This is a genomic window from Variovorax sp. SRS16, assembly GCF_901827165.1.
Classification (GTDB): domain Bacteria; phylum Pseudomonadota; class Gammaproteobacteria; order Burkholderiales; family Burkholderiaceae_C; genus Variovorax.
The window spans coordinates 961,572-973,517 of sequence record NZ_LR594666.1; the positions used below are offsets into that span (position 1 = coordinate 961,572).

Genomic DNA, 11,946 nt, shown 5'->3' on the forward strand with positions numbered 1-11,946 from the left:
CATGCCGACGTCACTGACAGGCTTCGCACGTCGGATCGTCCACGCCGCAGAACGCGATGTCGGTTGCAGGCATCGCGCTCATCTGTGCTTGCGCTGCGAGCGCCGCCGCTTCGAGTGCGCTCATGCCCGGCGATGCATCGCCGCTGCCCGACGACACGGCGTTGAGTCGGCCCGATTGAACGGTGGATTTCTCGGCGTGCGTCGCGCTCTGCGTGCGCAGGTAGTAGGTGGTCTTCAGGCCGCGCAGCCAGGCGAGCTTGTAGGTGTCGTCGAGCTTCTTGCCCGAGGCGCCGGCCATGTAGATGTTGAGCGACTGTGCCTGGTCGATCCACTTCTGGCGACGTGCGGCCGCCTCGACCAGCCAGGTGGTCTCGACCTCGAACGCGGTCGCGTAGAGCGCCTTGACATCCTGCGGCACGCGGTCGATGGGACGCAGCGAACCATCGAAGTGCTTGAGGTCCATCACCATCACGTCGTCCCACAGGCCCAGGCGCTTGAGGTCGCGCACCAGGTAGTGGTTGATGACGGTGAACTCGCCGGAGAGATTCGACTTGACCGAGAGATTGCCGAAGCAGGGCTCGATCGACGCGTCGACGCCGATGATGTTGGAGATGGTTGCGGTCGGTGCGATGGCGACGCAGTTGGAATTGCGCATGCCGTCGGTCTTGATCTTCTGGCGCAGCGCATTCCAGTCGAGCGTGGACGAGCGGTCCACCTCGACATAGCCGCCGCGCGCCTTCTCCAGCAGGTCGAGCGTGTCGGGAGGCAGGATTCCCTTGTCCCACAGCGAACCCTTGTAGCTCGAGTACTTGCCGCGTTCGCGGGCCAGATCGGTCGAGGCCCAGTAGGCGTGGTAGCAGATCGCTTCCATCGATTCGTCGGCGAACTGCACCGCCTCCTGTGAGGCGTAGGGGATGCGCAACTCGTACAACGCGTCCTGGAAACCCATCACGCCGAGGCCGACCGGGCGGTGGCGCAGGTTGGAATCGCGCGCCTTCTTGACCGCGTAGTAGTTGATGTCGATCACGTTGTCGAGCATGCGCATCGCGGTCGAAATCGTCCGCTTGAGCTTTTCCTGGTCGACCGCGCCGTCCTTCAGGTGCTGCAGCAGGTTGACCGAGCCGAGGTTGCAGACTGCGGTTTCGGTGTCGCTGGTGTTGAGCGTGATCTCCGTGCACAGGTTCGAGGAATGGACCACGCCGGCGTGCTGCTGGGGCGAGCGCACGTTGCAGGCGTCCTTGAACGTGATCCACGGATGCCCGGTCTCGAACAGCATCGTGAGCATCTTGCGCCACAGATCGGTCGCCTGGACCGTGCGGCTCGGCTTGATCTCGCCGCGCGCAGCCTTTTCTTCGTAGGCGACGTAGGCGGTTTCGAAGTCGATGCCGAACTTGTCGTGCAGGTCGGGCACGTTGGAGGGCGAGAACAGCGTCCAGTTGCCCTTCTCCATCACGCGGCGCATGAACAGATCGGGAATCCAGTTCGCCGTGTTCATGTCGTGGGTGCGGCGGCGGTCGTCGCCGGTGTTCTTGCGCAGTTCGAGGAATTCCTCGATGTCGAGGTGCCAACTTTCCAGGTAGGTGCAGACCGCGCCCTTGCGCTTGCCGCCCTGGTTGACCGCCACGGCCGTGTCGTTCACGACCTTGAGGAAGGGAACGACGCCCTGCGATTCGCCGTTGGTGCCCTTGATGTGGCTGCCGAGCGCACGCACGCGCGTCCAGTCGTTGCCCAGGCCGCCGGCGAACTTGGACAGCAGGGCGTTTTCCTTGATCGACTCGTAGATGCCGTCGAGGTCATCCGGCACCGTGGTCAGGTAGCAGCTCGACAGCTGCGAGCGCAGGGTGCCGCTGTTGAAGAGCGTCGGCGTGCTCGACATGAAGTCGAAGGATGAGAGCACTTCGTAGAACTCGATCGCGCGCGCTTCGCGGTCGATTTCGTTCAGCGCGAGGCCCATCGAGACGCGCATGAAGAAAGCCTGCGGCAGTTCGATGCGGGTCTTGCGCACGTGCAGGAAGTAGCGGTCGTAGAGCGTCTGCAGGCCGAGGTAGTCGAACTGCAGATCGCGTTCGGGCTTGAGCGCGGCACCCAGGCGGCTCAGGTCGTACTGCAGCAGCTTCTCGTCGAGCAGTTCGTTGTCGACGCCCTTCTTGATGAACTGCGGGAAGTAGTCGGCATAGGCCTGCGCGCGTTCTGCGGGCATCACCTCCCGGCCGATGATCTCCTTGAAGATCGTGTGCAGGAGCAGGCGAGCGGTGGCGAAGGTGTAGTCGGGATCCTTCTCGATCAGCGTGCGCGCGGCGAGGATCGAGGCCTTGTAGACCTCGTCGAGCGGCACGCCGTCGTAGAGATTGCGCATCGTCTCGGCCTGGATCGGCGCGGCCGTGATGCTGTCGCCCAGGCCTTCGCAGGCGGACTCGATCAGGCCACGGAGTTCGTTGAGGTCAAGCGCGACGCGTTCGCCGCGGTCCAGCACGTGCAGCGTGGGCGCTGCCGCCTGCGCATGTTGCTCGCCTGCCTTCGAACGTTCCTGCGAACGGCGTTCGCGGTACAGCACGTAGGCGCGGGCGATTTCGTGGTGGCCGCCGCGCATCAGGCCGAGTTCGACCTGATCCTGCACGTCCTCGATGTGGAAGGTACCGCCGCCCGGACGCGAACGGACCATCGCGCGCACCACGGCCTGGGTCAGGGTATCGACCGTTTCGCGAACGCTTGCCGAGGCCGCGCCCTGCGTGCCGTGCACGGCAAGAAAGGCCTTCATCATGGCGATCGCGATCTTGTTGGGCTCGAAGGGCACGACCGCGCCGTTGCGGCGAATGATCTGGTAGTGCGCGAGCGCGTTGCCGGCGGTCGAGCCTGCAACGTCACGATTTTGCGGCGTCGAGGGAACGGCGCGAGAGATGGATGGGGTGTTCAGGGCGGTTTGCATTCAGTCCTCGGTTGGCAATTCTTGTTGGGCCGGCGGTGCCGAGACGGCCGGGGCCCCCGGCTTCGAGCGCGGGGCAGTACACACTATATCTAGGGTCTGAGGGGTCTACAACCCACTAGATATAGTGTTTTTCACCGACTTCAACGGATGAATACATTGTGGGTATAGGCCGAGTGGTCACGCAGACCGCATCGATACTGGACCACCGTAGCGCAGGCCGCGACATGCGGTCGTTTCCAGCGCTTTTGAACCTGAAAGGCGCATGGTTGCTGCACTCTCGGTTTCGCACCAAGGCTGTTGCCGTGCCGCGTCAGTTCTGCATGAGCCGCAGCCGCGCGATTGAAAAAATTCAGCGCATCGGAATGCCATCGGGGAACATCGCGCGGTCCCAGCCGAGCTGTCGCTGCAGAAGGGCCCAGTCGAAGCCGCTGCCGGGATCTTGCTTCCGGCCCGCCGCGATGTGTTCGTGGCCTGCGATGAACGCGATCGCGTGGCGCTGCGCGATCGCGGGGCACAGGCTGGCGAGCGTTTCGTACTGGGCGTCCTCGAAGGTCTCGCCTTCCAGTCCCTCGAGCTCGATGCCGATCGAATCGTCGTTGCAGTTCGGTCGTCCGCGCCACGACGAGGCGCCGGCGTGCCATGCGCGGTCGTCGCAGCTCACGAACTGCCACAGTTCGCCGTTGCGCCGAACATAGAAATGCGCCGACACCTCGAGGCCGCGAATCGTGCCGAAGTAGGGATGCGCATCCCAGTCCAGCCGGTTGGTGAAGAGCTGCTGCACTTCGTCGCCGCCATAGCGGCCGGGCGGCAAGCTGATCGAATGCAGCACGATCAGATCGACCTGCGCGCCGGCGGGCCGTGGTCCGAAATTCGGAGAACGCAACGGCCTGGCAAAGCGATACCAACCCGCGCGCCAGAGGTCGGCGCCGGCTTCACTCATCGGCATTGGCGCCATGCGGCTCTTCGCCGTTCGGTGTCGCGATGCCCAGCCGGGCGATCCGGTATCGGATCTGTCTCAGACTCAGGCCGAGCCGGGCTGCCGCTGCCGTCCGGTTGAACCCGCTGTCCTGCAGTGCGCGGACCAGGATCTCGCGCTCCTGCTGATCGAGGTAGGTCTGGAGATCGTTCGGGACGGCCGACTGCGGCTTCGCTTCCGGAATCGGCGCGGCTTCGGCTGGCTTCGACGCGGCAACCGGCGCTTCGGGTGCCAGCGCGATCGGCGCCGCCGTGCTGTCCACGAAATCGAGGTGAAGCACGTCGCCGTCGCTCAGCGCCACCGCGCGGTGCAGCAGGTTCTCGAGTTCGCGGACGTTGCCATGCAAGGGATGCTCCGCCAGGTGCTGGAGCACGTCGGCCGACAGCGTCGGTGCCGGCATCTGGGCATCCCGCGCAATGCGCTCGAGCAGCGCATGGCAGAGCGCGGGCAGGTCCTCGCGGCGCTCGCGCAGCGCGGGCACGGCGATCTCGATCACGTTGAGGCGATAGAAAAGATCCTGCCGAAATCGCCCCGCCTGAACTTCGGCGTGCAGGTCCTTGTGCGTGGCGCTCACGACGCGAACGTCGACCGCGTCTTCCTGGGTCGAGCCGATCGGACGCACGCTGCGCTCCTGGATGGCGCGCAGCAATTTCGATTGCATGGCCAGCGGCAGGTCGCCGATCTCGTCGAGGAACAAGGTGCCCCCGCGTGCGGCCTGGAAGTAGCCGTCGCGGTCCTGGGAGGAGCCGGTGTAGGAGCCCTTCAGCGCGCCGAAGAACTCGGCTTCGAGCAGGTTCTCGGGGATGGCGCCGCAATTGACGGCGACGAAGGGCCCGTCGCTGCGCTGGCTGCAGGCATGCACGGCGCGGGCCGCGAGTTCCTTGCCGGTGCCGGATTCGCCGCGAACCAGCACCGGGGCCATGCCGCGCGCGACCTTGGCAATGCGGGACTTGACCAGACGCATCGCCTCGGAGTCTCCGACCAGCCGGTCGAGTGCCGCGACGCCGCTGCTGCCGATTGTGGCCACCTTCGTTTCATCGTCCGTCGGACGCACCGGCCGGCCCGCCGCCGACTGTATCGGGGTCTGCACGGCCGACGCCACCACGGCGCGGAACTGCTTCAGGTCGACCGGTTTGGTGAGGTAGTCGAAGGCGCCGGCCTTGAGCGCCTCGACGGCGTTCTCGGCTGAGCCGTAGGCCGTCATCACGATGCATCGCTCGCCGCGCTGCTCCTGCTGTACGCGCTGCAGGATCTCGAGCCCGAGGCCGTCGGGCAGCCGCATGTCGGTGATCACGGCATCGAAGCGACCCGCGTCCAGCTGCTGCCGGGCCTCCGAGACGCTGCCCGCCGACTCGACGCCGTAGCCCTCGCGCAGCAGCGTGAGTTCGTAGAGCGTGCGCAGATCGGGCTCGTCGTCGACCACCAGAATCTGGGCGGCACGAGGCGCTGACGGATGGGAGGTGCTCACGCCGCTATTGTGTCAGCCGCGTTTCGGCCGCAGCGAATGTGATGAAGAATTCATTGCCTTCGGGCCCGGCCGCGGTCAGGGCGCGGCGTTCATAGCCGATCGTTGCGCCATGCCGCTCGCAGAGTTCGCGGCACAGGAAAAGCCCGAGCCCGCTGGAACGGCTTTCGGAGGAAAAGAAAGGCTCGAACAAGTGGCGCTGCACCGCCGGCTCGAGCGGCGCGCCGTCGCTCCAGATCTGCAGACTGGCGCGGCCGGCGGCGTTGAAGCCGGTCGCCACCTGGATCGCGCCGTCGCGGTCGCTGGCATAGCGCGCGGCGTTGTCGAGCAGGTTCACGAGGATGCGACGCAGATGCTCGACATCGAAGCGCACGTCGCTCGGGCTCGCGTCGAGCGTCAGCCGCACGCCCTGATGCTGCGCATGGTGAATCCATTCTTCCGCCAGTGCGCGCACGGTCGGGTCGAGCGCCACCTGCTCGCCGAGCGGCAACACGCGCTGCTGGCGCACCCGCGCGACATCGAGGACGTCGTCCACGATGCGCGAAAGGCGCTGCGCGTTCTGCTGCACCATCGTCGTCAGCTGGCGGTGAGCGGGATCGACCAGGTCTTCGCCCAGGAGCGCGCTGGCCTGGGTGATGGCGGCCAGCGGATTGCGGATCTCGTGCGCGACGGCCGCCGACATGCGGCCCATGGCGGCCAGCTTCTCGGTGCGGATGCGCGCCTCGAGTTCGCGCAGGTCCTGCAGGAACATGACGCAGAGGCTTTCGGCCTGGGGATCCCGGGTCGGCGTCAGCCGGGTGCGCACGCGGACTTCCCGCGCGGCACCGTGCGGCTGCGCGATCGGCGTCTCCTTCGATTGCGGCGTGCGCCGCACGAAGGTCTGGTGGGCGAGGTCGGCGAGCGCGTTCCAGGCCGGGTGGGCATTCAGCGCGAACGGCAGCGACAGCCCCGCGAGACCCTGGCCGAGGATCGCATCTGCGGCGGGATTGGCGGCATGCACGTCGCCCTGCGCATCGATCACCAGCACACCTTCACTCAGCGTCTCGATCACCAGGTCATTGACCTGTGCATGCATCTGCGCGTTGCTCCGGTTGCGCTGCGCCAGCGCTTCCTCGCGCGCGAGCCGGCGCGCGAGTTCGTGCGCGAGCAAGGCCACGACGAACAGGCCGGTGCCCGTCAGCGCGGCCTGCACGAAGCGCGGCGACGCATCCGCTGCCTCCCACAGCCAGAACCATCCCGCGTGTCCCAGCAGCAGCAGCGTCACTGCAGCGGTCGTCCCGAGGCCGACCATTTCGGTGCCCAGTACCGCACCCATCAGCACCGGCAAGGCGAACAGCGGCGTGTAGTTGATGCTGCCCACTTGCAGCACCTGCAGCGCGGTGAAGACGAGCAGGTCGATTCCAATGGTGGCCAGCCACGCTGCTCCGAAGCCGCGGATCGGAGGTTGCAGCGGCGCATAGCGCGCGGCCAGCAGGGTGGCGACCAGGTAGCCGGTCGACAAACCCACCGCCGCCATCTGCAGGGGCTGCCGCAGCGCGAAGGCCACGGCCTGAAGCAGCAGCAGCACCACGGCGACGAAGCAGCGTGCGGTCATGAAGCCGCGCCACAGCCGCAGCAACGCGGAGCTTTTCCGGTGGAAGTGCTCGAGCGGGCTCCAGTCCGTCGCCGGCTCGCCGCGCGACCAGAGAAAGGTGGCCATGGCGGGGTGTCTCAGTGACCAGCGGCCTGTCGGTGCGCAACGCTGCAATAGGCGATGCCACCCGGTCCGCCGATGGCGTCCGCCGCAGGCAGATGAAGTCCGCAGTGCGCGCAGCGCAGCATGGCCTGGGGTGCGGCGACCGCGGGCGTCGTCGCGCGTTTCGGCGGTTGGCGTTCGCGCATGTCGTCGCGCCGGTTCTTGCGCCAGATCCAGATCGCCACGAAGACCACGGCCAAGACGAGAAGGAATTTCATGATCCGCGCGCCAGCACGACCTCGAGCACGAAGCGCGAACCCACATAGGCCAGCAACAGCAGCGCCGAGCCTGCGTAGAGCACTCGCCGCGCGGTCCGACCACGCCAGCCGAAGCGCGTGCGTCCAATCAGCAGGATCGCGAAGGTGATCCATGCGAGCACCGAGAACACGGTCTTGTGATCCCACTTCCAGTTCCGGGCCGATGCACCATAGAGCGTCTCGCCGAACAACAGTCCGGCCAGCAAGGTGGCCGAGAGCAGCACGAAGCCGGCGGTCACGAAGCGGAACGCGAGCCGTTCCAGCGTCAACAGGGGCACGCCGCTTGGCGGCTCGGTCGCCAGGCGGATCTGCTTTTCCGTGCGCGTGATCAGCCAGGCGTGCACCACGGCAGCGCCGAACAATCCATACGAAGCGATGCCAAGCGCCAGATGCAGCGGCAACCAGGGCGAGGCCGACACGTGCAGCGGCGTGCCCGGGAACTCGGCCGCCAGCAATGCGGCGACCGCGCCGAGCGCCGCCAGCACGCGCCGCACCGTGAGTTGCGGGTACATGCGGCTTTCGATGCCATACACCGTCAGCACGAGCCAGGCCGTGACGGAAATCGCCGGCGCGAAGCCGAAGCGCGGAGTACCGCCGGCAAGCCCCCAGCCCAGCGCGCAGGCGTGCAGCAACCAAGCCACGACCAGGATCGATCGCGTGGACGAACGGGCGAGTCCCGAGGAGACAGCGGCGGCAATGCCATAGGCGGCGGCGGTGGCGATGCCCAGCGCCACGCCGAGCGGGGAGGGGATCGCTAAAATCATCCGGTTGAGTATATGTACTCCCCCAGGCTTCGCGCACTGCGTGTCGCTTCGCCTTCCCCCCTGGCCGGGGCGATGCCTGCGGACCGGCGGAGCCGGATCTGCGGCATCCCTGAGCGAAGACCGGGCGGTACATACTTGAAGCGTTGCTCCTCTTTCGATCATTCATCGCCCGCTGCACGGGCAACTAGGCATCCCATGGCCACCGCTCTCTCCGAAAAATTCTCCCGCCTTGTCAAGCAGGTCAGCGGCCAGGCCCGCATCACCGAAACCAACGTGCAGGACATGCTGCGCGAGGTGCGCATGGCCTTGCTCGAGGCCGACGTCGCGCTGCCCGTGGTGCGCGATTTCGTCGCCCGCGTGAAGGAGAAGGCGCTCGGCCAGGAGGTGCTGGGCTCCCTGAAACCGGGCCAGGCGCTGGTCGGCATTGTCAACCGCGAGCTGGCCGCGACCATGGGTGAAGGCGTGGCGGACATCAATCTGGCCGCGCAGCCGCCGGCGGTGATCCTGATGGCGGGCTTGCAAGGCGCCGGCAAGACCACGACCACCGCCAAGCTGGCCAAGCACCTGATCGAAAAGCGCAAGAAGAAGGTGCTGACCGTGTCGGGCGACGTCTACCGGCCCGCGGCCATCGAGCAGCTCAAGACCGTGACGAAGCAGGCCGGCGCCGAATGGTTTCCGAGCAGCCCCGACCAGAAGCCGCTCGACATCGCCCGCGCTGCGCTCGACCATGCCAAGCGCCATTTCTTCGACGTGCTGCTGGTCGACACGGCCGGTCGGCTGGCGATCGACGAAGTCCTGATGACCGAGATCCAGCAACTGCACGCTGCGCTCGATCCGGTCGAGACGCTGTTCGTGGTCGATGCCATGCAGGGCCAAGATGCGATCAATACCGCCAAGGCCTTCAAGGACGCGCTGCCGCTGACCGGCATCATCCTCACCAAGACCGACGGCGATTCGCGCGGTGGTGCGGCGCTGTCGGTGCGGCAGGTCACCGGCGTGCCGATCAAGTTCGCCGGCGTGAGCGAGAAGATCGACGGCCTGGAGGTGTTCGATGCCGAGCGCCATGCCGGACGCATCCTCGGCATGGGCGACATCGTGGCGCTGGTCGAGCAGGTCACGGCGGGTGTCGACGTCGCGGCGGCGCAGAAGCTCGCGGCCAAGGTCAAGAGCGGCGCCGGCTTCGATCTCAATGATTTTCTGGGCCAACTGCAGCAGATGAAGCAGATGGGCGGCCTCTCCAGCATCATGGACAAGCTGCCCGCGCAAATGGCCGCCAAGGCCACCGAAGCCGACATGACCCGCGCGGAACGCGACATCCGCCGCAAGGAAGGCATCATCAACAGCATGACCCCGCTGGAGCGACGCAAGCCCGAGTTGCTCAAGGCCACGCGCAAGCGCCGTATCGCGGCGGGCGCCGGCGTGCAGGTTCAGGAAGTCAACCGGCTGCTCAACGAGTTCGAGCAGATGCAGGGCATGATGAAGAAGATGAAGGGCGGCGGCCTCATGAAGATGATGAAGCGCATGGGCGGCATGAAGGGAATGTCCGGCATGGGCGGCGGCGGTGGAATGCCGAGATTCTGACCCCGAGCGCCAATAGAAAAAGCCCGCAGAGCGGGCTTTTAAATTCCAGAGATGCCACGGATCCGGGACTCCGCCGGTCCGCAGGCATCGCCCCCTGCAAGGGGGTGGGCGGCCACACGAAGTGGGCAAGCCTGGGGGTGAGCTTACCTCGCCAGTCGAATCGCATGCATCCAGGCCCTGCGCAGCACGGCCGGTGAACGCGATTCTTCGGGAATCAGCAGGAAGCCCTTGTCGCGAAGCGAATTGCCCAGCGCGATCTGGCTGGTCAGCACCGTCAGCGGGATGGCCAGCAGCAACGGCAGGCCGACAGGCATCAACCACGCGAGCGCGCTGGCATCGATCAACGCGATGCCGACGGCCAGCGCCGCGATCACCAGCGTCATCGGCGCAAGCTGCGCAATCGCGATGCGCCACGGCACGGCGGCCGCTTCGCGCGGGGGCGACTTCCAGTCCAGCTTGAGGCCGGTGAGCGCAACGACCACGAACAGCGAATGCGCCAGCATGCGAACGGGCGCCTGCACGATGGCCAGCAGGCTTTCGAGCGCCGCGCTTTTCAGCAGGCCGCCGACACCGCCGAACTGGCGCTGCTCGCCGCGCATGAGCACTGCCACCAGGCCCAGCACGCGCGGCAGGAACAGCAGGCACAGCGTCCACACCCAGAGGCCCGCCAGTTCCATCGGCATCGCGAGCCAATGCTCGACCACGCTCGAACCGGTCAGCCAGAGCGCCGTGCCCAGCGTCAGGAATGCAAGCCACAGCGGCGCGGACACATAGGCCATGGTGCCGGTGACGAACATCGCGCGGTGCACGGAATGCAGACCCGGCTCGGCCATCAGGCGGGCATTCTGCAGATTGCCCTGGCACCAGCGGCGGTCGCGCTGGAGTTCGGCAAGCAGGTCCGGCGGCTGCTGTTCGTAGCTGCCCACCAGGTCGGCCACCAGCCAGACGTGGTACCCGGCGCGGCGCATCAGCGCCGCCTCGACGAAGTCGTGCGACATGATGCCGCCCGACATGCCGCCGGTGCCCTTGATCGGCGCCAGCGCGCAATGGGTCATGAAGGGTTCGACGCGGATGATGGCGTTGTGACCCCAGTAGTGGGATTCGCCGAGCTGCCAGAACTGCATGCCCAGCGTGAACAGGCGGCCCGTCATCCGCGAGGCGAACTGCTGCGCGCGTGCGTGCAGCGTCACGTGGCCGATGGCCTGGGTCGCGGTCTGGATGATGCCGGCGGTCGGGTTGGCTTCCATGAGCTTGACCATCGCGGTCAGACAGTCGCCGCTCATCACGCTGTCGGCGTCCAGCACCACCATGTAGCGGTAGTCCTTGCCCCAGCGGCGGCAGAAGTCGGCCACGTTGCCGGCCTTGCGGTGCGTGCGCCGGGTGCGCAGGCGGTAGTAGACCTCGACCTGAGGTTGGTTCACGCCGGTGGCCAGCGCGGCGCGCAGATCTTCCCAGGCTGCGCGCTCGGCGGCCGCGATCTCGGGGGTGTAGCTGTCGGACAGCACGAACACGTCGAACTGCTTTGCATGGCCGGTGGCGGCGACCGATTCGCATGTCGCCCGAAGGCCAGCGAACACCGTGGCCACGTCTTCGTTGCAGATCGGCATGATGATCGCCGTGCGCGCTTCGGGGTTCATCGGATGCCCCGCGACCTGGGCGGCCGACAGCGCATGCTTGTCGCCGCGCACGGAAACGTAGAAACCCATGAGCGCGGTCACGAAGCCGGTCACGACCCAGCCGGACAACAGGCCGTAGAGCGCGATCTGGCCGTATTCGAGCCAGGCATTGTCGTAATCGGGTTGCACGCGGGCGAACAGCGTCGAGGCGATCACCGTGCTGAACAGCGTCAGCGCAATGAAGGCAAGGCGGCGGCGCGTCGCCGCGCGCTGCCACGGCTGGACCGCCGCATCCGGCGTGCCGGCCCGGTCCGCCGATGCGCGTGCACCGCCGGCGCCCAGCTTCACCAGGAGCGCCGTGCCGATGCTGTTCCAGAACCCACGCCAGGGGCGTGGTGCCATCGAGCCGCGGTTGATCGGGGGCGCCGTCACCGAATTGGGATGGCGCTCTTCGCGGAACGGGCTGCGCAGCGACAGGTCGTCGTCGGTCAGCACGCGGAGTTGGGAGAAATCGTTGGGTTTCATCGGCGCTTCACCCGCGTTGCTTCAGGAGGGAGGGCGTGTCGCCGATTGCCGGAAAGCGCTTGAAGACGCAATCCGGCGCCGCGCCGCTGGCGTGATCGAGT

Annotated in this window: 8 protein-coding genes; 1 reads left to right on the forward strand and 7 read right to left on the reverse strand. The window is 66.7% G+C overall.

From position 1 onward, the window contains the following. Positions 1-10: 10 nt before the first annotated feature. The 6 genes from E5P2_RS04695 to E5P2_RS04720 form a co-directional block, all read right to left on the reverse strand. Entirely contained in the window at positions 11-2,926 is a 2,916-nt protein-coding gene (locus E5P2_RS04695; protein ID WP_162565994.1) for a ribonucleoside-diphosphate reductase subunit alpha, read from the reverse strand. Between the two features lie 349 nt (positions 2,927-3,275). After that, a complete protein-coding gene (gene ampD / locus E5P2_RS04700; protein WP_162570340.1) occupies positions 3,276-3,872 on the reverse strand; it encodes a 1,6-anhydro-N-acetylmuramyl-L-alanine amidase AmpD in 597 nt (198 codons plus the stop codon). After that, on the reverse strand, positions 3,859-5,370 hold the full coding sequence (locus E5P2_RS04705; RefSeq protein ID WP_162565995.1) for a sigma-54-dependent transcriptional regulator: 1,512 nt from the start codon (positions 5,368-5,370) through the stop codon (positions 3,859-3,861). The genes ampD and E5P2_RS04705 overlap by 14 nt, the downstream gene beginning before the upstream one ends. Positions 5,371-5,374: 4 nt before the next feature. Further along, on the reverse strand, positions 5,375-7,066 hold the full coding sequence (locus tag E5P2_RS04710; RefSeq protein ID WP_162565996.1) for a sensor histidine kinase: 1,692 nt from the start codon (positions 7,064-7,066) through the stop codon (positions 5,375-5,377). Positions 7,067-7,077: 11 nt separating this feature from the next. Next, on the reverse strand, positions 7,078-7,320 hold the full coding sequence (locus E5P2_RS04715) for a PP0621 family protein (RefSeq protein WP_162565997.1): 243 nt from the start codon (positions 7,318-7,320) through the stop codon (positions 7,078-7,080). Continuing rightward, the gene (locus E5P2_RS04720) at positions 7,317-8,123 is read right to left on the reverse strand and encodes a cytochrome C assembly family protein (protein WP_162565998.1); all 807 of its coding nucleotides are present in this window, start codon (positions 8,121-8,123) and stop codon (positions 7,317-7,319) included. The genes E5P2_RS04715 and E5P2_RS04720 overlap by 4 nt, the downstream gene beginning before the upstream one ends. A 195-nt stretch (positions 8,124-8,318) precedes the next feature. On the opposite strand from E5P2_RS04720, the gene ffh reads away from it, so the two are divergent. Then, complete coding sequence (ffh, locus tag E5P2_RS04725) at positions 8,319-9,704, forward strand: signal recognition particle protein (protein WP_162565999.1); 1,386 nt, start codon at positions 8,319-8,321, stop codon at positions 9,702-9,704. 143 nt (positions 9,705-9,847) lie between these two features. On the opposite strand, the gene mdoH is transcribed toward ffh, so the two are convergent. Then, positions 9,848-11,845: a glucans biosynthesis glucosyltransferase MdoH gene (gene mdoH / locus E5P2_RS04730; protein WP_162566000.1), complete on the reverse strand. Its 1,998-nt coding sequence runs from the start codon at positions 11,843-11,845 to the stop codon at positions 9,848-9,850. Between the last annotated feature and the right edge of the window lie 101 nt (positions 11,846-11,946).

Bases quoted from the DNA above. Each gene is read 5' to 3' on its own strand.
- E5P2_RS04695 (WP_162565994.1), bottom strand. From the start codon at position 2,926: ATGCAAACCGCCCTGAACACCCCATCCATCTCTCGCGCCGTTCCCTCG.
- ampD (WP_162570340.1), bottom strand. From the start codon at position 3,872: ATGCCGATGAGTGAAGCCGGCGCCGACCTCTGGCGCGCGGGTTGGTAT.
- E5P2_RS04710 (WP_162565996.1), bottom strand. From the start codon at position 7,066: ATGGCCACCTTTCTCTGGTCGCGCGGCGAGCCGGCGACGGACTGGAGC.
- E5P2_RS04715 (WP_162565997.1), bottom strand. From the start codon at position 7,320: ATGAAATTCCTTCTCGTCTTGGCCGTGGTCTTCGTGGCGATCTGGATC.
- E5P2_RS04720 (WP_162565998.1), bottom strand. From the start codon at position 8,123: ATGATTTTAGCGATCCCCTCCCCGCTCGGCGTGGCGCTGGGCATCGCC.
- ffh (WP_162565999.1), top strand. From the start codon at position 8,319: ATGGCCACCGCTCTCTCCGAAAAATTCTCCCGCCTTGTCAAGCAGGTC.
- mdoH (WP_162566000.1), bottom strand. From the start codon at position 11,845: ATGAAACCCAACGATTTCTCCCAACTCCGCGTGCTGACCGACGACGAC.